22 protein-coding genes are annotated in these 24,141 nt (G+C 42.2%); 12 read left to right on the top strand and 10 right to left on the bottom strand.

Annotated elements, in window-relative coordinates; translation table 11 throughout:
* Window positions 1–526 precede the first annotated feature (526 nt).
* Window positions 527–1,495 (top strand): TauD/TfdA family dioxygenase, encoded by a 969-nt coding sequence (locus HWQ40_RS08745; protein WP_292776675.1) that lies wholly within the window; start codon window positions 527–529, stop codon window positions 1,493–1,495.
* A gap of 301 nt (window positions 1,496–1,796) precedes the next feature.
* On the opposite strand, the gene HWQ40_RS08740 is transcribed toward HWQ40_RS08745, so the two are convergent.
* Complete coding sequence (locus HWQ40_RS08740) at window positions 1,797–2,012, bottom strand: hypothetical protein (protein WP_292776695.1); 216 nt, start codon at window positions 2,010–2,012, stop codon at window positions 1,797–1,799.
* 402 nt (window positions 2,013–2,414) lie between these two features.
* On the opposite strand from HWQ40_RS08740, the gene HWQ40_RS08735 reads away from it, so the two are divergent.
* Both HWQ40_RS08735 and msrB read left to right on the top strand, forming a co-directional pair.
* On the top strand, window positions 2,415–2,945 hold the full coding sequence (locus HWQ40_RS08735; protein ID WP_292776673.1) for an MgtC/SapB family protein: 531 nt from the start codon (window positions 2,415–2,417) through the stop codon (window positions 2,943–2,945).
* Window positions 2,946–3,178: 233 nt separating this feature from the next.
* A complete protein-coding gene (msrB, locus tag HWQ40_RS08730; RefSeq protein ID WP_292776671.1) occupies window positions 3,179–3,673 on the top strand; it encodes a peptide-methionine (R)-S-oxide reductase MsrB in 495 nt (164 codons plus the stop codon).
* Window positions 3,674–4,179: 506 nt separating this feature from the next.
* On the opposite strand, the gene HWQ40_RS08725 is transcribed toward msrB, so the two are convergent.
* Window positions 4,180–4,779 carry an MBL fold metallo-hydrolase gene (locus HWQ40_RS08725; protein WP_292776668.1) on the bottom strand — a complete coding sequence of 200 codons (600 nt, stop codon included), beginning with the start codon at window positions 4,777–4,779 and terminating at the stop codon, window positions 4,180–4,182.
* Window positions 4,780–5,059: 280 nt separating this feature from the next.
* On the opposite strand from HWQ40_RS08725, the gene HWQ40_RS08720 reads away from it, so the two are divergent.
* Window positions 5,060–6,238, top strand: a complete 1,179-nt coding sequence (locus HWQ40_RS08720; protein ID WP_292776665.1) for an aminotransferase class I/II-fold pyridoxal phosphate-dependent enzyme — start codon at window positions 5,060–5,062, stop codon at window positions 6,236–6,238.
* A gap of 707 nt (window positions 6,239–6,945) precedes the next feature.
* Window positions 6,946–7,317: a four-helix bundle copper-binding protein gene (locus HWQ40_RS08715; RefSeq protein ID WP_292776694.1), complete on the top strand. Its 372-nt coding sequence runs from the start codon at window positions 6,946–6,948 to the stop codon at window positions 7,315–7,317.
* A 145-nt stretch (window positions 7,318–7,462) separates the two neighbouring features.
* Here the strand turns inward: HWQ40_RS08715 and HWQ40_RS08710 are convergent, their stop codons facing one another.
* A complete protein-coding gene (locus tag HWQ40_RS08710; protein ID WP_292776664.1) occupies window positions 7,463–7,690 on the bottom strand; it encodes a hypothetical protein in 228 nt (75 codons plus the stop codon).
* Between the two features lie 263 nt (window positions 7,691–7,953).
* On the opposite strand from HWQ40_RS08710, the gene HWQ40_RS08705 reads away from it, so the two are divergent.
* The 3 genes from HWQ40_RS08705 to HWQ40_RS08695 all read left to right on the top strand — a co-directional run bounded on the left by HWQ40_RS08705 (window position 7,954) and on the right by HWQ40_RS08695 (window position 10,587).
* Window positions 7,954–9,177: a sigma-70 family RNA polymerase sigma factor gene (locus HWQ40_RS08705; protein WP_292776662.1), complete on the top strand. Its 1,224-nt coding sequence runs from the start codon at window positions 7,954–7,956 to the stop codon at window positions 9,175–9,177.
* Window positions 9,178–9,298: 121 nt separating this feature from the next.
* On the top strand, window positions 9,299–9,907 hold the full coding sequence (locus tag HWQ40_RS08700) for a DUF2589 domain-containing protein (RefSeq protein WP_292776660.1): 609 nt from the start codon (window positions 9,299–9,301) through the stop codon (window positions 9,905–9,907).
* Window positions 9,908–10,416: 509 nt separating this feature from the next.
* A complete protein-coding gene (locus tag HWQ40_RS08695) occupies window positions 10,417–10,587 on the top strand; it encodes a hypothetical protein (protein ID WP_292776658.1) in 171 nt (56 codons plus the stop codon).
* Between the two features lie 576 nt (window positions 10,588–11,163).
* Here HWQ40_RS08695 and HWQ40_RS08690 read toward each other — a convergent pair.
* The 3 genes from HWQ40_RS08690 to HWQ40_RS08680 form a co-directional block, all read right to left on the bottom strand.
* A complete protein-coding gene (locus HWQ40_RS08690) occupies window positions 11,164–12,183 on the bottom strand; it encodes a reverse transcriptase/maturase family protein (RefSeq protein WP_292776656.1) in 1,020 nt (339 codons plus the stop codon).
* 187 nt (window positions 12,184–12,370) lie between these two features.
* Entirely contained in the window at window positions 12,371–14,185 is a 1,815-nt protein-coding gene (modB, locus tag HWQ40_RS08685; protein WP_292776653.1) for a molybdate ABC transporter permease subunit, read from the bottom strand.
* Between the two features lie 360 nt (window positions 14,186–14,545).
* Window positions 14,546–15,448 carry a class I SAM-dependent methyltransferase gene (locus tag HWQ40_RS08680; RefSeq protein WP_292776650.1) on the bottom strand — a complete coding sequence of 301 codons (903 nt, stop codon included), beginning with the start codon at window positions 15,446–15,448 and terminating at the stop codon, window positions 14,546–14,548.
* Window positions 15,449–15,720: 272 nt separating this feature from the next.
* Between HWQ40_RS08680 and HWQ40_RS08675 the strand changes: the two genes are divergently transcribed.
* On the top strand, window positions 15,721–17,232 hold the full coding sequence (locus HWQ40_RS08675) for an FAD-dependent oxidoreductase (RefSeq protein ID WP_292776693.1): 1,512 nt from the start codon (window positions 15,721–15,723) through the stop codon (window positions 17,230–17,232).
* 121 nt (window positions 17,233–17,353) lie between these two features.
* Window positions 17,354–17,704 (top strand): DUF6464 family protein, encoded by a 351-nt coding sequence (locus HWQ40_RS08670; protein WP_292776648.1) that lies wholly within the window; start codon window positions 17,354–17,356, stop codon window positions 17,702–17,704.
* Window positions 17,705–17,756: 52 nt separating this feature from the next.
* Here HWQ40_RS08670 and HWQ40_RS08665 read toward each other — a convergent pair whose 3' ends face one another.
* Window positions 17,757–17,912: a hypothetical protein gene (locus HWQ40_RS08665; protein WP_292776646.1), complete on the bottom strand. Its 156-nt coding sequence runs from the start codon at window positions 17,910–17,912 to the stop codon at window positions 17,757–17,759.
* Window positions 17,899–18,903, bottom strand: a complete 1,005-nt coding sequence (gene fmt, locus HWQ40_RS08660; RefSeq protein WP_292776644.1) for a methionyl-tRNA formyltransferase — start codon at window positions 18,901–18,903, stop codon at window positions 17,899–17,901. Before fmt ends, HWQ40_RS08665 begins: the two co-directional genes overlap by 14 nt.
* 1,145 nt (window positions 18,904–20,048) lie before the next feature.
* On the opposite strand from fmt, the gene HWQ40_RS08655 reads away from it, so the two are divergent.
* Both HWQ40_RS08655 and HWQ40_RS08650 read left to right on the top strand, forming a co-directional pair.
* The gene (locus HWQ40_RS08655; protein WP_292776642.1) at window positions 20,049–21,383 is read left to right on the top strand and encodes a hypothetical protein; all 1,335 of its coding nucleotides are present in this window, start codon (window positions 20,049–20,051) and stop codon (window positions 21,381–21,383) included.
* A gap of 206 nt (window positions 21,384–21,589) precedes the next feature.
* The gene (locus HWQ40_RS08650) at window positions 21,590–22,822 is read left to right on the top strand and encodes a CHAT domain-containing protein (RefSeq protein ID WP_292776640.1); all 1,233 of its coding nucleotides are present in this window, start codon (window positions 21,590–21,592) and stop codon (window positions 22,820–22,822) included.
* A gap of 147 nt (window positions 22,823–22,969) precedes the next feature.
* Here HWQ40_RS08650 and minE read toward each other — a convergent pair whose 3' ends face one another.
* Entirely contained in the window at window positions 22,970–23,266 is a 297-nt protein-coding gene (gene minE / locus HWQ40_RS08645) for a cell division topological specificity factor MinE (RefSeq protein WP_292776638.1), read from the bottom strand.
* A 36-nt stretch (window positions 23,267–23,302) separates the two neighbouring features.
* A complete protein-coding gene (gene minD, locus HWQ40_RS08640) occupies window positions 23,303–24,109 on the bottom strand; it encodes a septum site-determining protein MinD (RefSeq protein WP_012410009.1) in 807 nt (268 codons plus the stop codon).
* Window positions 24,110–24,141: the final 32 nt, after the last annotated feature.

Raw genomic sequence — 24,141 nt, 5'->3', positions numbered from 1 at the left:
GAGAGGGGACTAAAATTAGGATTTATTTATATAATTTAAAAATGAAAAAATAAATACAAGGTATTATTTTATTTTTAACCAGTATTTGTTTTGCAGCTTTGGGCAAAACTATATTTATAGTAAATATAATTGTTTTTTTGTCATCTTATAGTATAAATTAATCAATCAATCAAATACTGGTGTTACAAATAAAAAGATTTTATAAAGTTTATATAAAAGTATTATAAATACGCCTGTGAGTAGCGAAGAATACAGAGAGGCTATTGTGGAATCGTTGTAAGTTCCAAAAAAGGCACTTGTAGCAAAAATTTAGTGCTTGCTCTATACCCATTTAATTACGTAGCTTGCTTCTTAATCTGTGTTGCGAATTTTAACTTGCCCTTGCTTGGACTAAATCGACCGTTGTTCCAGCAGTCTAAAATACTGCAAGTAGATACTACTGTAAATCTATCGGTTTATAGTATGATAATTGTCATTGCGATCGCTTGCGAACATCGCTCTATCGATCAAATTATGGAGAATTGACATGAGCAACAAACACATTGAAGTCAAACAGGTAGCAGGTTTCATCGGTGCCGAAATCAGCGGCGTAGACCTGTCGCGTCCTTTGCACGATGATGCAGTCAAAGAAATTCGTCAAGCACTATTGAAGTGGAAAGTCGTGTTCTTTCGCGGTCAAAACATCGATCATGCGGCACAGATTGCATTCACGGCTCGTTTCGGTGAAGTGACTTACGCACATCCCCACGAAGATGAGCCGATTGAAGGCTTCTCAGAAATCCTGCCCATTGACCGCAGCCGTTACGAGCGGCGCAATGGTCTGCGCCGTTCCAGCTACGAGAGCCGTTGGCACACCGATGTCACAGCAGTTGTCAACCCACCTGCGGCGTCAATTTTGCGTGCGGTTAATGTCCCTAGCTTCGGTGGTGACACACAATGGACAAATCTAGTCGCAGCCTACGAGGGTCTGTCAGCACCCCTACGGGCCTTTGCAGATACATTAAAAGCCGAACATCGCTTCAATGCGCGTTTGAATTTCCCCAGCAACAGCAAGATTGCCCAGCGCATCGCAGCCAATCCCCTGGTTTCAATCCACCCAGTAGTAAGGGTTCATCCTGAGACTGGTGAACGCGCATTGTACGTCAATCCTGGCTTCACCTCGCACATTATCGACGTATCACGACAAGAGAGCGATCTACTGCTTGAGTTGTTCTTCAACCAGATCGCCAAGCCCGCCTACACTACCCGCTTCCGCTGGAATAACGGTGACATTGCGTTCTGGGACAACCGCGCCACTTCCCATTTGGCTCCTCAAGATTTGGATCATCTGGAAGTCGAGCGCGTCCTCTATCGCACCACCATCACGGGCGATGTTCCAGTTGGTCCCGATGGTTTCCGATCGCAAGTGGTTGAAGGTGAGGCGTTCAATAGCGAACTACCAACCGTATTGAAGAACAAAGCTGAGAAGTTAGAAGCAGCACCAGCGCTTTCATAAGCTACAAAGTGGTAAACAAGGGCTGCGCTGTTCGTAGCCCAGTTTACCTACTGAAGTATTTAGCGAAATATAAATTTATTTGTGTAGCATTAAGTAATTTTTACAGCAACTCCGAATGATTCATGAGAAGATTTCGATCGTTTCTTTTGAGTGAATCCCCAGTGAGTTAATTCAGCAGATGTTAAAATCATCTCTCTTTTGCAGAAAGCTTTGAAGATCCTTTACGCTTCCCTTGACCCCATCAAATTCATCTTCAGTTCTGTCCCACTTATGGGCGATTGTTTCACGGATACCATTAAGATTAATAACTGTCTGTCGTCCATTCAGGAATAAGTGAGCGTGACGAAAGCGAACATCCACGACAGGACGCTTTACAGGCTTCTTGACCTGCCGCCCGTACACTAACTGAGTACCTGGATTGCTGGGATAAAGAAGGAAAGCTTACTGCCCGTCCGCCTGTAGCAGTTGCAAGGTAACGTCCGTCGCCGTGGGTTGGGATGAACCATAGTAGCTGCATGAATACCTTAAAACTACGGTAATTATATCGAATTACCATTATTTATAGTTTTTAGAGTATCACATTCTACTTAACCAAAGAAGAAGTTTTTCAGAAAACTCCGGTATCTCTATCAGACCAATGTATATTAGGCAGTGTTCAATAAGCTAGCGATTAAAAAAAATTGGGAATTGGGACATTGGGCATACCCCTGCCTCCTTCTTTCTTTCTCTAGGAAGAATACAGCAATAGCATCTTTGTGTATATTAGTTTACTTATGCCTAACCTTCTGTTAAATTAACCTTAATGTACGCCAAGCTGATTGACTTAATGTACTTAGTTTTCAGCTATAAACGTGGGTAGCTATCCAGTCCACTGGCAATAGGCGCAAAATTCCGTTCTGTCTCTAGGAGAAATAAGGCAATGGGGTCGATGTTTATTGCTGCCAACGATTGGCCACATATAGCGTTTAGATTGTCTTTGGCGCTCCTGGTTGGTTGCTTGATTGGATTTAACCGTCAGCAAGGGGGTAGACCGGCAGGGATGAGAACATTTATGCTCGTGAGTATGGGGGCAGCACTATTCGTGATGATTCCTTTGCAGGCTGAGGGCGAGAGTCCCTATGCTGCTACCAATGCACTGAGTCGCACAATTCAAGGTGTAGCTACCGGGGTTGGATTTCTCGGAGCCGGATTGATTTTACAAGAGTCTCCGAGAAAATCTGCAACGCCAAAAGTAAAGGGTTTAACTACAGCCGCCTGTGTCTGGACGGCGGCCGGATTGGGGGCTGCAATTGGTTGTGGTCTATGGCAAATGGGATTATTGGGAGGCTTACTGACTCTGATTACCCTAAGTGGGGTGAAGCGCCTCAATCGCGTATTTGTATTTCTGACGAGTCAGGGTAAACAGGGGACTAATCAGGATCTTACAACCACCTCTGATGAAGATGATTGATTATCTATCGTTATGCTCTAGTTGAAAACTATACTTGTATTGTCCAAAATTAGGTCAAATCGATCGGATTGCCGCCTAATATTTTCTTGAAAAATAATTTGTTGTTTCTTAGCCAATTTTAATCAGTTTATCAGGGATAATTCAGAGCGATCGCTGATTATAGTCATTCATGTAGGGAATTCCGTACTGGAATCGATTGCCCAGTGAACCGGAAAATAGAAAATAATAGATATATGGACAAACGCTATTTTTTACAGGCTAGTGCAGTCATAGTCGGCACAGCATTGTTATCAAGGTATATCAATTGGGGGTCACAGGCAATGACAACTTCTCAGAGTGGATTTGAAGTTACCAAACCGGAGTCAGAATGGCGCACGATTTTAACGCCAGAACAGTTTAATGTTTTGCGTAAACATGGAACTGAACGCCCTTACACCAGTCCATTGGATAAGGAATACGACCAAGGCACTTATTATTGTGCCGCCTGTGAACTACCACTGTTTACATCTGATACCAAATTTAATAGTGGTACTGGCTGGCCTAGCTTCTTTAATCCAATTGAAGGTGCGATCGCCACTACTGTAGACAAGTCGTTGTTTATGAGCAGAACTGAAGTGCATTGTAGTCGCTGTGGTGGTCATCTGGGTCATGTTTTTGATGATGGTCCTGCACCCACTGGTAAGCGCTACTGCATGAACGGTGTTTCGCTGAAGTTTGATCCTGCTTGATTAAGTTGCGTAGGCGTAGCCTGTCGTGACATCGCACACACAACCTAAATCATCAGATTTTTAGGCTTGACCAAGGGTGAATAAATTTTTGACAATAACTTTTCCTATTCAATGCTACTGGACGAAGTATTGTCAATTTAAGGAAATGCAACTCTTGGTCTTCGCTAGAACTATTTACCTAAATCGTCCTATTTGCTTGGGTCTTTTTTCTCCTTTTTGTCTTTGGGATCTTTTTTAGGTTTTTTAGCTTCTTTATTACTTTTTCTTTCCTTCGACATCAGCGTTCTCCAACTAGGTGAATCAGTAAAAGCTTTCGTATTCTGCCGTCAGGAAATCAGGATATTACTTACCTGATATTCTTTTATGGCAAAAAAGAAAGCATCAGACATAAATGCTACTAACTACCATGATACGGTGTTGTTTGATTTTCTTCTGACAGCCTTTTTGATCTATTTGAACCACAATCGCCTGTAGGGTAGCATAGCTAGCTATGCTACCCTAATTATTTACAGCGTTGCTACCAGATCCTGCAAGCGATCGCGTCCATCCCGAAAGACCGGCCAACCATCCCCCACCAGTACTGCTTCTACCCGACTCAGTTGAGCCAATCTGCGAACAGAAGCAACAGCCTCCTTTCGATTCAGCAGCTTGTCATCTGGTAAAATCGTTAAGCTACCTGCTTTGCGTGCCCGGACTAAATCCCCTGTAATTAAAGTTGTCTCCTCTAGTAACAGAGCCAACTCACCGGGAGTTTTAGAACCATTGAGTTCAATCACCTCCAGTCCTGGGACAAATTCTTCACCATCAGATAGCCAGCGATCGCAAGGTATAGGAAAAGTGTCTTTTTCTGCAATAGGGCCAGCAATCTTAGCATAAGTTTGATCGGCAATTTCTTTACTTGCCCTGACATGCTCAGAATTCGTCAGCACAATCCAAACCACACCACCGAGGGATTTTAGATGATTCCAATCATGGTTTGATAGGGCTACTGGGTCAATCAAGATGTTGCCATCTGGGCGAATCCAGGCAATCCCATTGAAATCAATATTTCTTGCCGGATTGAAATTAGACCAGCTATACAGATCGGGACGGTGCAAAGATTTCATGATGATTCTGGATCAGTACTTCAATAATTGACTATTAATCTCAATAATTCAGTATATAGATAATACGGGCATTGGGCATTGAAAAGAGGCAGTGGGGCAGCGTGCTGTTCTTGCTGAGGGGAAAACTCTTCTCCCTTGCTCCCTGCTCCCCTGCTCCCTTCCTTCTTCCCCTGGATCTGAAATTTGAGTATACTACGATAAATCTATCAATATTATGGGTTTCGTCTGGTTTACAGAAATTCCCGGATAACAGCAATCAAGGATTAAGGGAGGTATAGGGGTGGGTAAAATTAGGCGGCAAAAAATATCAGCGAAGGCAGAACAGTTTACAGAGTCGGTGATTCGAGAAATGACCAGGGTGGCACTGCAACACGATGCAGTAAATCTGGCGCAGGGATTCCCTGATTTTCCTTGTCCCTTGGAGTTGAAACAGGCAGCATATCAGGCCATAGAGGCAGATGTTAATCAGTATGCCATTACTTGGGGCGATCGCCCATTTCGTCATGCGATCGCTAACAAAGTCCGTTGGTATCTCGGCTTAGATATCAATCCCGAAACCCAAATCACCGTTACCTGTGGTTCCACAGAAGCAATGGCAGCTGTAATGCTGGCGACAGTCGATCCGGGTGACGAAGTAATTGTATTTGAGCCATATTATGAAAACTACGGCCCCGATGCGATTTTAGCTGGTGCTATACCCCGCTATGTGACACTGCATACTCCTCATTGGACATTTGATGAATCACAGTTGCGTCAAGCTTTCAATGCCAATACCAAAGCGATTATTATCAACACACCCCATAATCCCACAGGTAAAGTCTTCACCCGTGAAGAACTCACCCTAATTGCTGAACTTTGTCAAAAATGGGATGTGTTAGCGTTCACAGACGAAATCTATGAACATATTCTCTATGACGGCACTCAACATATTGCCCTAGCTACCCTTCCTGGAATGGAAGAACGCACCGTTACTATTAACGGTTTATCCAAAACTTATAGCGTCACTGGATGGCGAGTCGGCTACATTCTGGCAAACCCTGAATTGACAGGGGCGATTCGCAAAGTCCATGATTTTCTCACCGTTGGCGCACCTGCACCATTGCAACGAGCCGGAGTTGCCGCCATGCAACTGCCACCATTCTATTATCAAGAACTAGCCAAACTTTATCACCAGAAGCGAGACAGCATTTTACAAATTCTAGACCAAGTTGGCATTCCCTATTTCGTTCCCAAAGGAGCCTATTACGTTCTTGCAGATATTTCCAAATTTGGCTATAACACAGATGTTGAATTCACTTACCATCTGATTAAAGATATTGGTGTTGCTGTCGTTCCCGGTTCCAGCTTTTTCAGCCAACCAGAAAAAGGACATTCATTAATCAGATTTTGCTTCAGCAAAAGACCTGAGACATTACAAGCAGCGAGCGCTCGCTTACTCAAATTGCAATCAAATCTATAACCGACATCTTAATATAGATTTCTTCTCTTATTTCAGAAGGCAGAAGTACTCTCGTCAGAAGGCTTTTATGGAACCCCACTTTTAAAAACGTGGGATTGAAGCAAGGACGTCTTGTGTCTCGTGCTATGCATCTCGACACAAATTTTTTTATATTAGTGGGCTTTATACCCAAAAACTTTAGTTTTTATTAATACTTCTTTCCTTCTGCCCTCAGCAAAGCTGGCTTTCTTTGTAAGTTGTGAAAATTATTTTTTTTGAGAGAATTTTGTTTTAAGTGCAGTTGAAATTCTATTATGAATTACGAATTTTTCAGGACATATATCTTCAAATTAATATAAGTTAATAAAACACAGGTTAATATAAATTTATAAATGCTTAGTTTAGGCATTCATTTGTTAAAAACAATAACATTATTTTCGAGTTAAATTTAACTCTAACTTTTGATCACCGAGCTAAAGTTGACTTGCCAAATGAAACCACACTTGTAAATGAGGGTTTATAAGCCTTAATGTATAGTATTTCCCAGAAAAATAACACCAAACTAGTGTAGAATTCCTTCAATTTACCGGTAATTATATCGGGATAGTAGGCTTAAAAATTCTGAATTAAAAACCCCATTGACTATTTAAAAGGATAGGACTAATGTGATGAGTAGTCCTTCCGAGGACACTGTTTATGCATCAAAAAATCAGGAGGTATTTCCGATGATGATGATGATGATGACTGAAACCATGACTCCAGAAATGCAAACTTGCATGGATGTTTGTATGGACTGTCACAAAATGTGCATGGAAACCATGACTCATTGTATGAGTAAAGGCGGTCAGCACATGGACAAGAGCATGATGAGCATGATGAGTATGATGCGTGATTGCTCTGAAATGTGCATGATGTGTATGAATATGATGATGAGCGGTTCTGAGTTCATGGAACGCACTTGTATGCTTTGTGCGGAAATGTGCGATCGCACTGCAATGGCGTGTGAGATGATGAGCGATGACGCAAAAATGATGGAATGTGCTGCTGCTTGCCGCAAGTGTGCAGAGTCTTGCAGAAGTATGCACATGATGCCCGCATAATTCTATAACGATCTAGCAGAAGTTTCTCTGCAACCTAATATTCAAGCGCTCAGACTCTTTGGGGTCTGGGCGCTTGAAGTAAGGACTTCTAAAATTATCGGTTGATACAAGTCTAAACCAATACTTTAACAATAATTAATATTACTTAAATAATTTCGGGATTAGAGCGATGTCTGCGACAAGACGTTCGCCTAGCGTCTCCGACAGGAGAAGCGTCTACGCACAACAGGTTAGTCTTATCCAGTACAATCTTGTCACCTTGGGATCTGTTGAAATCACTAATGGTATTTAGACCAATAGCAGAGCTGTTAAAAGCAGCACTGATGATTGTCAAGGAATCTATCAGTCGCTGCACCACCTGTGAATATGTCATTACCTGCCCAGTTTCTCGCGCTTCATATCTAGCAAGCTTTTTGCCTTTTTTTAACCGTTGAACTCACATTAATTTAATATTTTTTAATCAAGGTAAGTGATTTTACTGAAGTTATGCCTAAAGATAGATGTTAGATTTACGGCATACAGCAAGTACATCATTCTTTGACTTTCAGACCATATTTCATACTCGAATGCCTAGCCCTATAAGGGATTGAAGGCATTAATTTTGCAGCGACTGGATACACTACCACATCAGAAGTTATGTCAAATTGTCAATCAGTGGTTGCATCAGTTACGTCCTGCCTACGGAATAATTCGGAAGATAAAGATTTAGTAAAAAGGTTTTGGCAACAATGGCAGGAATATCGAGATTATCTTCATCGTTGCTGTCTCAAGTGGATGGGTGGGAATCCGACGGATGCTGAAGATGCGCTAAGTCGGGCGATGCTCAAAGCTTGGGAGAAGGTGCAAAAGTATGCGGAGGAAATTGCTAATTTTAAGGCTTGGCTGACTCGACTAACTCATAATCTCTGTGTGGATATTCATCGAGAACGCGATCGCAGTACCAATAGAGTTGAGAATATAGAAGTATACGCCTCGAAAGAGGAGCAAGGACTGGTACGGAGTGAGGAAACGCCAGAAAGTGCAATGGAGACTGGCGAGAAAAGGATTGTGATTCGTCGTGCCATTGATAACTTACCGACTAGGCTGCGCGAGACGTTTATCCTGCACTTTTATCAGGAACTGTCTTATCAAGAAATTGTCCAACAGCAAGAGATTTCTTACCAGAATGTCTGCAAGCGCATCTCCCTGGCGCGGGCAATTCTGCGAGAGGAATTGAGGGGATATTTTATCGGAGAGGATGGAATTGATACGGATAAATCTGTTACGCCAACAATGGAAGTAACTGAGTCTGCAATTGGGGAAATGTCCAAGGGGAATGCGGGAGTTGAACCGATTGCGATCAAGACTATGACATTATCCGTTGCGGTAGAGGAAGTGGAGAGTGTTGTGGGTGAGGAATCGATTGAGGTAGTGCGATCGGTGATTGCGACTCTATCGGATGGGAAGTTAGACGTAAACAAAGATGGTTATCGGTGTGTTGAGGTGGCGAAGTGTGAATTGCCGCCAGCACCGATTTTGACTTTGGCTCAATTAGATGAAGAAACTGGAAGTTGGGGGAATTCTTGTCTGGTGGTGCATAAAACAGCTTTTAATAAAACCGAGCAAGAAGTCGAAAAGATCAGACAAGTGATATCAGCTGAGTTTAATATAATAGCTGCTCAAAATAGTACTACCACATCTGTAAAATCATTGCTGGTCATGATGCCGGGTGTTCCCAATGCGGATATAATTGTTAACCCACTAGCATTAAAGGATCTTCCAATTGACATGGTTTCAACTCTAAAAATCAAGGCAGGATTGGAGAATTATCGATGGATGATATCTGAATCAGGACAAAGCTTACAAAAAGTCAAGGAATAGTTATCTATGAAGATTTAAAAGTGATTGATTAGTTTTCCTGTGAAAGTTGTTTCCAAACAGTCGATTGTACAAGACATTGTAAAAGTGGGTTTCCGCAAAAAATGAAAAAGGAGAAGTGATTATGGCATTAGAGGAAGATAGTGTTCTTAGTTTCCGAGAACTGATTGCTGGGCCTTTGATTGCCACACTGTCGGCGGACTTTGACGCAGGTGCCAAATTTGTAGAGTTTTTTCAAAAATATGGAATGGAAGAGACGGTTGTAACCGGAACAGAAGCGCCAGTCCGCCGCTTAAAAATGGTGACTTTTAGCTACAACCAAGGCGGCAGAGAATACCGTGTAGAAGTTCCTCTGTTGTCACTCATTCCTCTGCCTCTGCTACAAATAGATACCGCAGAGTTTGAATTTAACATTCGCGTTTTTACAGAAGTTCCCCCAAAAGTTTTGGAATCTTTCGACCCCAATAAAACTGGAGATGAAGCGGAGAAAAATAACCCGACGGCTAATCCCCCATACCAGGGAATGAAGGCAAGGTTAGCCCCAACAGCAGGAAAATCGGAGGATGGGAAGCCAATCCCATCCATCGATTCAAACATGAAGGTGACTGTGAAAATGAAGCAAGCAGATTTACCAGTAGGAATGATTAAGTTAATGAAGGTATTTGAAAATAGTACCAATGTTATCCCAGAGGGCAGTCGAAGCCAAACATCTGGGACGATAGAAGCCAGTTAAACAGAGAAAAAGGCAGAAAGTGCGCTCGAAACTGGGTAATCAACTCCAATAGTCATGAAGACAAAAAATTCATAAAGGAAGTTAAGGAAATGAGAAAAAGAGAAGAAAGGCAAGAGAAACAGGTACAGCAACGTACCCCAGGAATGCCATGTCCAGAGTGCGGGTTTCAAATCGAAATGTCGATATATAGTTTACTCACTCAGGCAGAGTTCAAGTGTCCGGGATGCTTGTTGACATTAAGTATGGATAGGGAAGTATCGAGACCCGCGTTGGAACTCCTGCAAAAGGTCAACACGCAGAGAGAGGAGATGGAAAAACATAAGAAATTTTCGTGAATCAGGAAGTGTAATCGTGGGATAATACACGCCGCGAAAGGACGAGGTGGAGGCAGAGAGAGGGGATGAAATACCTATCAAGGGGATGGAAGGGAGAACAAAAGTGAGTCACCCCCCCAGTTGGGATAGAGACGACAAGAATCAAACGGAGAGTGTAAGAAAAGGTGAAAAAGTATGAAAGAAAAAGGGATGCTGAGTAAAATATTCGGAAGTTGTAGTGTGAAGAAAGGAAAAAAGTATGTAGAACAAGAGCGTAAGGAGGTAGAAGAAGAGGAAAAAGAGGAAGAAGAGTCATCGCGGTCGGGGAAAAAATTCATCGGCGCTAAGTATGTTGTCATCGATTAGATGTGCACGCGAAATAAAAGATGGGAGGTCTTGTACATAACACACCATCCCGACGGCTTTAATGCGAAAGGGGCGATGCGGGGGCTTCAGAGATCTTAGAGGGAAATGAGCTGACGTGGAATGAACGTGGATATTGGTTCACAGAGAGTAACAAACAAACCCGAATGAAGGCTTGCAAGAGGAAATGATAGACGATGTCAAATAAGGAACATACGACTTGGTAATGCTGGAGGCCAACTTCGGAAAAACAACCGCAGAGTCACCGTGGACAGAGGCAATGCTTTAGACGTTCCGAGAACCCGAAGAGGTATTAAGTGGCAGTGGAACGTGTTATGAGCCGAAGGAAATCAGTATGATAGGAAAGACAATGTAATAGCGGTAGTAAGAGAGCATCCGTTGATGTCAAAAAGCCTCACAGACGCGGAAGTGCAAAAGAAGTTCTATAAATGGTGGAATACGAATCTGGGAGAATTAAGAGTGAGGAAAGAATGTCGAGAACCGCGCCATGAAAGAAAGCAACTTGTGAAGGGCAGAAGTAAAAAACACAAAATAAAAGGAAAGGAATGGGTTGCGAAATCAAGCGTACACATGGAAATAGTTCAGGTTATTTTTACACAAGCCTTTAACCCAAGTTGCAATCATTCGTCCCAACAAACCACCCTTCACCCATCGCCACCAATTCCGCACATATTCCCCAATGCGCTCAAATGACGCACCTTGCTCATAAAGCCGGGAAATCCGCTCCACGCAGCGCTCGACCGTCTTCTGGGCAATCCCCAACCCCGACGGTGAAAACCAATACCCCAAAAAATCAAAGCCCCGCGATATCCGCCCGATAAAGGTCTTATCCGGGTGCTTTTCTCCTACCCGCAAATCCGCCATTACCTCATTCACCGCCTTAATTGCCTTCCGCAACTTCCAGCGCGTCGGGGACAAAATTACCCAATCATCCATATACCGCACGTAAAAGCAGCCCAGTTCCGCCATGCGGTCATCCAAAGGCTTCAGGTACAGCGCCCCCATCAGTGGCGATAACGGACACCCCAAGGAAATCCCCTGTACGATATCCGTATATTCCCCTCCATCCGAAACAAATCGCTGGAGGTACTGCCCCACCAAATCCAACACCACAGGGTCTTGTACATAGTCAGCCACCAATTTATAGAGAATCTCATGATTAATACTGGCATAGTAGCCCTTGACATCCGTGCGAAACACAAACTCAAACTTAGACACACAATCAGCCACTTCCCGCACCGCCCCCTTTAGCCCACCCCTTCCCGCCAGATGAAAGCAACGAGTGGACAAATGGGGTTGCAAATAATCTTGCAGAACTATAGACACCGCCTTCAATACCAGGGCATCTAACGCTGCCCAAATTTCCTTCACTTCACCCTGACTCGTTACCCGCCTCTGCTCCCGAAAGCGATATTTCCCCGCCCGCAGTTGCTCGACAAGTTGCGGTTTTTTCTCCTGCCACCAGCGCCGGAGCTGCCAAACATCATTGTTATAATGGTAGTTCTCTCGGCGATCGCACAACCACGCATACGCCGCATCCATTACCTCATTGCTGGTGACTTGTTCAATTAACAACATTTGTTCCCTTTTCTGCACAGCTGCCAGATAAAAACACTAGGGAAGTGTGGCGACAATAACAACCGAGCGATCGCGTCCTCTTTGAATAATTTTTTATATATCGGGTAAAACACAATCTTTCTATCAGCAACTGCAAGACGTATTGGTTGTGTTTGTAGAATTGAGATCGCGACGTATATCTCTGCGTTCACTCCATCAAAATCAACCGCAGAGGATCTAAACGCACATACCAAGGAAAAGCTTGGTCTTTCATAGTCGCCCATTTTTCTTTAAAGACTTCAGCTTGCAGATGGTAATCTTGAGAATTCTTGCCAGCCGAATGTAATTTGAGAAATAATGTCATTCGATGAGGCGTTTCACTTGTTCGTACTACCCAGCAGGGAAAGGTATTTTCCTGTGATGAGTCGTTGGTAAAAATGAACTGATGGGCACGAATGCCGACGTGAGATAATTCGCTTTTGACAGGTTCAATTACTTGCAGAGTACAACCCCAATCAATCGCTTCCACCTGTTGAGATGACTCGAGAACAGCGCGGGAGAAGTTTTTACATCCGGTAAGTTGGGCAACACTCACAGTAGCAGGATGCTGGAAAATATCATATTTGCTGCCATAATGAACGGCTCTACCATGCTCCAATACCAATAGATTCGGGCAAATCCGATAAGCTTCTTCCATATTATGAGTGACAAATAGAGTCACACCTTGATAGTCAGCTAGAGTTTCTGTCATTTGCTCCTCTAATTGACTCCGTAGATGGGTGTCAAGTGCCGAAAACGGTTCATCCAAAAGTAACGCTTCCGGTTGACTAGCTAATGCTCTTGCCAAGGCTACCCGTTGTTGTTGTCCCCCTGAAAGTTGGTGCGGATAGCGATCGCCTAATCCCTGCAACTGCATCGCTATTAGTTGCTCCTCTACCTGCACCCGAATACTCCCAGCAGATAGGTTTTTGGGCAAACCGAAAGCGATGTTTTGCGCCACACTCATGTGCGGAAACAGAGCGTAATTCTGCACTAAAAAACCGATGCGGCGATCGCGACTGGGTAAATTAATTCCTTGTTCTGAGTCAAACAGAACTCTGCCATTTAAAACTATCCGCCCGATTGTGGGCGTTTCTATGCCTGCAAGGCAGCGCAAAATCATGCTCTTACCTGCTCCAGAACCCCCTAACAATCCCAAGGGTTGCTCATCAGTAGTGAAAGCAACTTTTAAATGAAAGCTAGGAAGTATTTTTTCAATGTTGACTAACAATCCACCAGATTCAAAGCTGGATCGCGGGGTATAAAGAATTTCTCCCCCTGCTTCCCCTGCTCCCCCTGCTTCCCCTGCTCCCCCTGCTCTCCTCTTATCTCTCAATTCTTGCCAGAAGTTGACTGCAATAATTCCAGATAGAGAAATCACCATAATTGCGATCGCCCAGAACCAAGCCTCATTCATTGCTCCCGCTTCCACAGCAAAATAAATCGCCATTGGGATTGTCTGCGTTTGTCCGGGAATGTTACCAGCCAGCATCAAAGTTGCGCCGAATTCTCCCAAAGCACGGGCAAAAGCTAGCATTGTGGCGGCGACAATGCCGGGCAGTGCTAGGGGTAAACTGATGCGCCAAAAGATTGTGGTTTCAGTTGCACCAAGGGTTCTAGCTACTCGCAGTAGATTACCATCTATTTGTTCAAAGGCTCCTAGTGCAGTTTTATACATTAAAGGGAAAGAAACTACTGTAGCTGCGATTGCAGCACCATACCAAGTAAAGACGATGGTGAAGTCAAAAGCCTCCATGAATTTCCCTACAGGGCCATTTTTGCCGAAAAATAGCAGCAACAAGAACCCGACAACTGTGGGCGGTAAAATCAGGGGTGCAATAAAGATACCCTCAATCAACGATTTACCTTTGCCACGATATCCCAGCATCCAGTAGGCAGCAGCGATACCCAAAAAGAAGGTGATAAATGTGGCAAGTAATGAAGTTTTGAGTGATATCCAAAGAGGCGATAAATCCAATGGCATAGTTGCGTAGGGAAGAATTAGCTCAACTAATCCCTAATTTACCAACTTTAGTCTATATATATTGGTAAAAGTTGGTAAACTACATTACAATAAATAAAGGAAATCCCAAAAACTATCCAAACTTTAAACAAAATTCGCGTTCAGTTGAGTATCAAATATCAGAATTCGATACGGTTTATTATCATTTGATACTCATCTTGGGCGTTGCATATAGGAGTTTAGACTAAATAATCATACTCAAAGCAAAAAATAATAGACAAAGTTCATAGTCCTTCATTGTAAAAATAAAAGCACAACATTGTTGTGCTCTTGTAGATTATTTGTATTCAGTTCATTGTGACAACCAGAAAGTTTCTTAATTTAGTCCAGTTGAGTACTGTAGGCACTAAAACCATAAGCCAAAGTTTCTTTTAAATTATCTGATGGCTTGAGACTTCTGTTGATAGCATTAGCAAACGGCACCGGAATCCCTTTGATGGTTTCCGGTAAAATTGCATATTCTGCTGTTGGTTCGACAATGTATTGTGGACACTTGGCTTTCATCCCAGCAGTAGCTAACATTTCTTCTATTTCAGCAGCTGAATATTGCTTGAGATATACTGGATTTCTCACAAATGGGTTCAGCCTTCTAATAAAATTATGGATAATATGAGAAGGACAGGATTTATTGTGAAAGGAATGATTAAAAACAAAAATTCCACCAGGTTTTAGCACACGAGAGATATCAGCCAATAAATTTCTTAATTGTGCATCTGGGATATGCATAAAGACGCAGTTAGAAATTACCAAATCTATAGAATTATCTTCTAAAGGCAATGTTTCAGCAGAAGTACAAATCAAGTTAAATTCAGCTTCGGGGAAAAAATTGTATTCTTGTTTAACTTTGATTAACCGCCGCAATAAAGGTTCAGAAATATCAATGCCGTAATATTTCTCACATCTCAGATTTTTCGCTTTAGAGAGATGTAAAGGTGCACGACCATAACCAGAACCAATTTCTAGAATAGAACCGACAGATTTATTCAACGGAAATTTGTTCCAAGTACCTCCAGGCGTGCCAGTTAGCAGAGTGTAATCTTGTTTAATGGGCGATGTCTCTGCAACTTTTTCAATTTTTTGGGAACCATAATATGTTTTACCAATTGCGTCCCATGTTTTTTTATGTTGAGTATTAGTTAATTGTTCATAGTCGCTAGGAAAATAAATCCCATCTCGCAATTCAAAGTCATTCAGACTAAATTTTGCATTTGCTAATTGACTCATTATGATTATTCCTCATGAATAGTTAAATCTGTTTTCTGTTATACTCTTAACTCAGCATTACCCGCAAGTGATTTTTACTGAACCCCTTCTCCTGAGCCTTTTTTTAAAGTCTATAGCTATTTTAATTCGATGGAATATGGTAAGGCTGCACAAATATGCTACCAAAGCGCCCATTGCATCCAAACGAAAATCGCTATAATAATCAACTCTTGCTCGATCAAAACACAAGTTCGTATACATTAGTTGATGGACTGCAACAATTGGAGGCTGAGATGGTAGGAGGGTTACAACAAAAACGGGTGGTAGTTGTAGGTGCTGGTTGGGCTGGTTTAGGAGCAACCTACCATTTGGCAAAACAAGGTTATGATGTGACACTTCTAGAAGCAGGCCCCTATCCTGGTGGATTAGTGGCAGGTTGGCAAACGGCAGCCGGAAAATCTGTTGAAGCTGGCATTCATGGGTTCTGGTATCCTTACAGAAATATTTTTTCTTTAATCAATGAATTAGAAATTAATCCTTTTACTACTTGGACTCGTTCTTCACAATATTCGCCAGCAGGTTTGGAAGTTGAATCACCAATTTTTCAAGATTTACCGCGACTCCCCTCGCCACTGGGAACTTTTCTCTACACTCAGTTTAAGCGGCTGCCACTAATTGACCGTCTCAGCGCCCTGCCTTTACTTTATGCTGTCGTTGATTTTGATAATTCTGATGCAGCTTGGCGGCGCTATGATTTTGTAACTGCCCGTGAATTGTTCAAAGACTTTAACATTTCTGCACGACTTTACCGCGAGGCTTTTGAACCGATGTTATTAGTGGGCTTATTTGCCCCTGGCGAACAGTGTTCAGCCGCCGCAACTTTAGGGATGCTTTACTTTTTTATTCTGGCTCATCAACCCGATTTTGATGTGGTTTGGTGTCGGGGAACTGTTGGAGAAAAGATATTTCGTCCTTGGGTGGAACGTATCGAAAAAGCTGGGGTGCGAGTGTTACCCAAGCGTCGGGTTACAGATTTAATTGTTGATAGTAATCATCGAGCCAAGGGTGTGGTTTGCGGTGATGAAGTAATTGAAGCAGATGCCGTGATTTTTGCGGTTGGAATCACGGGGATGAAGAAAATTGTCTCAACTAGCCCTAGTTTACAAAGCCGTGAAGAATTCCGTAATTTGAGCAATTTAGGAGCAATTGATGTTTTAGCAACGCGACTATGGTTTGACTGCAAAATTGATATTCCTCGTCCTTCTAATGCTTGCTTTGGATTCGACGCAACTACAGGTTGGACGTTTTTTGATTTGAATGCCCTACATGATGAATATCGGGATGAATCGGGAACAGTGATTGAAGCTGATTTCTATCATGCGAATCAGTTTCTCAATTTGAGTGATGAGGAAATTTTACCAATAGTTCAGGGTTATTTAGCAACTTGTGTACCAGCATTTCGAGAGGCAAAGATTATTGATAGTAGTGTAATTCGGCTACCTCAAGCGGTGACTCACTTTGCACCTGGCAGCTATCGTTATATGTTGCCCGCTAAGACAAGTTTTGAGAACGTGTTTATGAGTGGGGATTGGATTGTGAACCGTCATGGTTCCTGGTCGCAGGAAAAAGCTTATGTTACTGGTTTGGAGGCGGCAAATTTGGTGGTGTCTTATTTGGGAGAAGGTCAGCCATCTGAGATTTTAGCTGTAGAAGAGGATGAAGTGCATATACAAGTGGCGCGATCGCTCAACCAAACTTTAGGTAACTTGAGCAAATCTATCCTGCCTAACTTTTGGTTGCCGTAATTTGTAGGGCAGCAGTATATCTCGCAAATCTAGTTAATCATCAATTGTAATTTAAATTCGGTAAGCTAAAGAAAGCGATCGCGATACCATCTTTATAATGTAAATCAAATCACATAAGCTTATGGAGCCAGACTCTTTACAAACTGAGGTGATTCTGACGCACCCGCGTGAGTCCCTTGGTAGAGTGCAACTTGATTGGACACCCCAACCCGGAAACTATCTCGATTTTGAAGGTAAAACCTACGCAGTTTTAGAGCGCCGCCATAGATACAAACTTCAAGCTGGGCGCTACCGCTTGCATAATATTGCCATTTATGTACAGTCTGCTAAACGACCATCTGAGAAAAGTTTGGTAGCGGGACGTTGGGTAATCGGTGATGCCACCTGCTGCTATAATGCTCATTCAGAACTCATTCGCTGTGCAGTCAACCCAGATGGGCCTTGCGAATCTTGCCGCTTTTATGAAAGTTAGGAGTTAGGAGTTAGGAGTTAGGAGTTGGGAGTTAGGAGTTAGGAGTTAAAAGTTATTCTCCCTCATCTCCCTCATCTCCCTCATCCCCCTGATCTCCCACCCTACGGGAAGTTAAAGCTACATCTTTCCCAGTCTTTTTCTTCAATTTTGAATTTTGAATTTTGAATTTTGAATTGATTTCTCCCTCATCTCCCTCAACTACCCGCACCAAAAACTTCTCCCACAGTTAAGCGGGTACCATTAACAAAATCCCATCCCGACTGGGGACGTTTACCAGCTAACTGAACCTCTCGCAACAGCAATAAACCTTCCCCTGTTTGGATGATTGCGCCAATTCCTTTGATAATGCTTACTACAACTCCCGGTTGATCTGATACATTTGACAAATCAGGCAATTTATGCATTAATTCTTGCAATTCTGGTGGGAGATCGCGATCGCTTACAGAACCAAGAGGAGCAGAAGCGGTGATTTTCAACAAGTTTTCACGAAAGGTAGCCGTACAGTTAGGGTAGAAGCCTCTAATTTGATTATGTAATTGGATCGCGCTTTTTGACCAATCCAAAGCATAATCTTGTTTTTGAATCAGAGGTGCATAAGTCGCTGCTAAATTATCTTGGGGAATTGGTTGAATTTCTTTACGTTCCAACTTCAACAGAGTTTCCACCAACAAATCCCCACCGATCCCCGCTAGTCTGTCGGCTAAATCTTGGGCATTATCCAGTAATCCAATCGGTGTAGTGGCTATTTGGAGCATTGCGCCGGTATCCATCCCCACATCCATCAACATGGTGGTGATCCCCGTTTCTCTCTCCCCGTTATACAAACACCACTGAATCGGTGCTGCACCGCGATATTTGGGTAAAATCGAGCCATGCACATTAATGCAAGCTAATTTTGGCATATTTAAGATTTTTGACGATAAAATCTGTCCATAAGCGACAACAACAAACACATCTGCATCTGATTGTTTGAGTTTGCTTAAAGTTTCAGTGTCTTTTTTCACCCGTTCGGGTTGCCATACTGGTAAATTGTGAGCATTTGCGATCGCTTTTATAGGTGAAGGCGTAAGTTTATTTCCACGTTCCCGGCGTTTATCTGGTTGGGTGACAACCGCCAGCACCTCAAATTCTGAATGATTCAATAACTTTTCCAAGGTGGGTACAGCAAACTGGGGTGTACCAAAAAATACAATTTTCATTAATAATTAGTAGTTGTTAGTCGTCAGTCATTAGACTTCTTGCATGAATCAAAGAGCTTTCACCCTAAATCCCTCTCCCAAGCTTGGGAGAGGGACTTTGATATTTGGCTCCCCTTCTCCCAATTTTGGGAGAAGGGGTTGGGGGATGTAGCAAGATCCCGCAGGGTGGGCGAATTTTGCATTTGTGCAAGAAGTCTATTAGTTAATCGTAAGTGCGCCCCTCATAACTGACAACATTTAAGTTGCATGTTGAAACAGAATTCACTCAGCCAGCATCTAGCAGCCTCCGGAATTCGGAACAGCAGTTGCAAAATACAGTTGTTAGCTGTAAATCATATTGGCTATTTGGTGGTAGAATATTTTCGTATTCATGAAACCAAAGGCTGCTTGATTAACTTAATAGTTAAGTTGACAAGCATAACAGCTAGTATCAGCCGCATTTGCCTCTAGTGAAACTAATCACTTAGTGGTTTTTCTTTGCGAGTCGCTAGAGCATCTACCGAGTGAATTTTGTTGTGTTCCCGATCGTCTTCCCGAAATTAGCTTTAAATGTAGTTAAATTTCCGAAAAACCATTGCGTCTTTTAACTATCTTTGTAGTTTAGATAGCAATTTATAACTTTGGGTTGCTGATAGCAATATCTTCTGAGTATGATGTATTATGCGTCCGCTTTCCCAGGTTTTTAATTAACGCCTCACGTTTACTATCATGAGGGTTTGCGCTGTTATATTTAGTGTGTAACCTAGCTTATTTGCTGTGTACTAGCGATCGCTAGTACGATCCCCGGTAGCTAAGTTAGATTATCTCTTATTTGCCAGCGTCATTCCTCAAACTATATCCTAAATATCCCTTAACCAAGACTTATTTTTGGTGTATTTGGGTATAGGGACATTATATATCGTGTAGTAATTACTGAGTTCTCAGCATATTTACTATACTCGCATATTTTTGCAAAAAAATATTCCGTACCTAAGTAATAAAAGGTGTAGACAATGATACTTAATTTTTGTAAAACTCTGCAAACTTTGAAGATATTATTTCGTCATTACTTTTAGTTTCTTGTTATACATATAACTACCACCTGCCCCATTGCTGTTGATGTATTGCTTCTCACATAGCAATTGCCCCCTCTAGAGAGTCTACAAATGCTTAAACCCCTTTTGCTGTCAGGATGGTTCCGCACACAACCATTTCTCAATTACGTTGTCGTTGTGATACTGATTGCACCCTTATTAGGAGCATCGGCTCACTCGATCCCAGTAAGATCCGAAGTACATAAACTAACTTCGATGGCTGGAGAATCTGACTCTGTATCAAAGGAAATAGCTGTAATTGGGGAACCTGAGATAGCTGAAACATTAAAAACAGATCAAATCGAATCGATAACAGAAGAATTTGACTCTGTGGCAACACAAAGTACTGCTGTTCAGGAACCGCAAGTATTACCAGCGAATAAAATTGAGTCTTCGGCTGAAGTAGATAATTATCTCTCAAGCAGCGATTTAGATTTAAGCGATGTAACTGTTCCCGATTCTTTGGCAGCAGTTGAACTCGCACCATCAACAGATGTTCCTGTTAGTCAACTTAATTTAATACGCAAACTTAAAGCTGCTAATGTCAAGTCTTTGAGAGGACAAGAAAATTATCTTTCTAGAGAAAAGTCTTTTACTGAATCATTGACAGCAACTCAAGTAGCACCAACTATTAGAGAATCTCAATCAACCACAACGACCGAAATACCTGTTGTGGAACCAGTTAATGAGTCCCAAGCAGAACAAATAGATCCCATCGGTAGTCCTCATCCGATTCCTTGGAAATGGATTACAGCAACTCAAGAAGCTATTGCTTCTAATGGTGGTTCTGGAGTGCGTCACTATCGCAGCGTACCCGTGATTTCTCCAGATGGTAAATATGCTGTTTATAGTCGGGTGCAGCTGGAAGTAAAACCCCAAATGTACAACAGCCGTGTCACCAGCGTTATGTTTGTCCAAGATATGCAAACTAAGAAATTGTGGGTGATGGCTTCAACGACTCCAGTTAGCGATCCTTTATTAAAGGTAAAGGCAGCAAAAGCGGAGTCTTCAGAAGAAACTGATCCGAGTGGTAAGATTGGGGTATTAGTTCCAGTTAGCTGGTCAGAAAAAGGCGATCGCTTCTTAGCACGCAAGTTTGAAGGTCTATTTAACACAGGTGATTCTACAGATAGTGCAGTGATTTGGGATCGGCAAAAAAATCACGCTAACACAGTTGCTCCTGTGAGTGAGGAAGAACATGAAAAAATTGCCGTATTGTTAGGCTGGAGTAAAAGCCAACCGGATCATGTGTTATTCCGTGCAGGGGAATTGGGCGAGGAAAATTGGCCATTGATGCAAGTTGCTAATGATGGCAAGACTATCACTACAACAGACAACGATCGGCCGATTACTTTTGGTAAAAAGGTGACAGAAATTTGGGCAGGCCCACAAGTTGCCTACCGATAGATTATAAAAAACCCTACATACTCCCGTTGTCATCGCTGCTGACAACGGGATTTTTATTTTGTACAGTTTCACATTTTATCCAGAAAACAATCCATATAATTAATTTGTTAGGTGGATTAGGTGTTAACATTTTTTTTAATCACAGCGTTCGTGCTATGAGCATAGGTTTTAGGGTAACTGTAATCGTAGATTGATAGGAGTAAACAGTGAAGCGTACACGCGGTGTAAGAATACTGTTTCTAGTTGCTGATCCGAGTAACGCTTCTAGACTGCGTTTAGGGCAAGAAATTCGAGAGGTTGAAGAAAGATTAAAACTTGCCAGAATGGGAAGTAGTTTCTCTCTAATTACTAGAATGTCGGTAAGACCAGGGGATGTCACCCAAGCTATATTTGATACTAATCCACAGATTGTTCATTTTTCTGGACACGGAATGAACACTGGAGAATTATGTTTTGAAGATGAAGCAGGAACAATTCAGTCTGTGTCTCCTGATGCACTAGCTTCACTATTTGAATTAATTTCTAGTCAAGTCCAATGCGTAGTTTTAAATGCTTGTTATTCTGAAATTCAAGCAAGAGTTATAGCCAAACATATTGATTTTGTTGTTGGAATGAATGAAGCGATTGGTGACAAAGCTGCGATTACTTTTGCTTCCGGTTTTTATAAAGCTTTGGGTGCTGGTCGTTCTGTTGAAGATGCTTATAACTTTGGAATTGTTGAATTAAAGCTATTAAGTATTCCTGAGTATTTAACTCCTGTTCTAATAAAAAAGAATGCTAACAAAAGTATCGTATTGAATGAGTGGGATGATTACACTTCTAAAAAATATATAGACTATACAGTCTTTAGTATGGATTTTGGTTTTAGGAGTAAGTCACCGATTATTCTTATGAATCCGAGTGCATACTATTCGATTCGGTCAATGTTAGATGATTTATTCATTAACTACCTTTCAAATATAGTTAAACCTTATAGTTACGGTGAGGAATGGATAATAGCTGGAGAGCCTTCTAGCACTCGAATACTGGCACCTTTTTCATGGATAAGTAATCCTGGAAGTCCTATCACTGAGTTAGACCCTACTTGGTTTGGGCTAAATCCGTACTATGAACTCGATATAAAACCGAATACTCGTTGGGAAATTTGTATAAGGGACGGAGTTAGGAGTCTATGGTTTCAATCAACTTTAGAAAATTTGTATGCATTTGCCTCAAATAATGAAGAGCTAGCTAAATTACTTTTGTCAAATGCAAAAGCAGTTGCCTTTTTGTATGAAAAAAACTACTTTTCTTTTCGTTCATTAGATGAATTTGACGCGCAAAAATATAAATTCAAATATGTTTTTCGAGATTGGCTTGGAATGGGCTTGAAAGGAACAGTGCTTGAAGGCAAGAACGAAAAAGTTACAGATCAAATCAAATCAATTCTCCAGTGGTAAACAAGCTAACCGAACCGTGTTATTACTCTTCCGATAAGTCTCTGAAAATAATCAACTACAGAATAGTTCTTGCCCTACTCAGTTTCCGAAGAGTATCATATAATTCACCTTTAGCTATGAACCTAAATAAAAATACTTAAATTCAAGCTAGAGAGGCTTATCACCTCTTTCCCATTCAGGTATGGCACCCTTCACCCGGCGAATGGGCAAATTGGCAATTAAAGCTGTGGTTCGTTGGTTGCTTTCTAAAGAGAACTCCAAGCCCTCTGTCTCAATTTCTACATAGCGACAGACTACATCTAGGATTTCCTTCCGCATTTTTTCCAACGTTTGAGGGTCTATATCAGCGCGATCGTGAGCAATCACCAATTGCAGGCGACGTTTGACTTGAGTTCGACTGCTATCAGGGCCGCGAAAAAAAAGTTTTTCTAGAAGTTCAATCATTACGAATAGGTCTGGGGCGGAGACTGGAAAGGTAAGTTAAACAATCTTTGTCCACAACAACCTTCGTAGGCGGGCGAAGATGCTGTCTTGGGACGAGTCGATCTCCAGAAATTCGACACTTTCCCCTTCTAATCTACGAGCAATGTTCTCAAAGGCTGTGGCAGCTAAAGAGGGATTTTCCGCTAACACTAAGGGTTCGCCGCGATTGGTAGATACAATAACACGCTCGTCGTCAGGGATTACCCCGATCAGGGGAATGGCGAGAAGTTCCTGAACATCTTGCACTGACATCATATCATTTGCCTGCACCATTGCGGGTCTGATGCGGTTAATTATTAAATGAACACGCTTGATACCTTGTGCTTCTAGTAACCCTACTACCCGATCGGCATCCCGAACTGAGGAAATTTCTGGTGTGCTGACAACTAGTGCTTCTTTGGCCGGGCCGATCGCATTTTTAAACCCATTTTCAATCCCCGCAGGGCTATCAATAATCACGTACTGATATTTTTGCGCTAGTGCATTCACCAATAACTTCATCTGTTCGGGTGTGACTGCATCTTTGGAGCGATTTTGGGCTGCCGGCAGGAGTACGAGATTGGGTTGGCGCTTATCTTTCACCAAGGCTTGTTCTAAACGGCACTCTCTGGCTAAGACTTCTACCGCAGTATAAACGATGCGGTTTTCCAGCCCTAAGAGCAAATCCAAATTTCTCAGACCAAAATCCGCATCAACCAAAGCAACTTGACGCCCCATTTTGGCTAAAGCCATACCCAAATTTGCTGAAACTGTGGTTTTACCCACTCCTCCTTTACCGGAGGTAATCACAATAATGCGAGTCATGATAGAAATGCGGTCAATGAGGGTTCAGGAAA

The organism is Nostoc sp. NMS9 (assembly GCF_017114995.1).
Taxonomy (GTDB): Bacteria; Cyanobacteriota; Cyanobacteriia; order Cyanobacteriales; family Nostocaceae; genus Nostoc.
The sequence above is the reverse complement of the archived record's forward strand: the minus strand, read 5'-3'. Positions and strand labels throughout refer to the sequence as shown.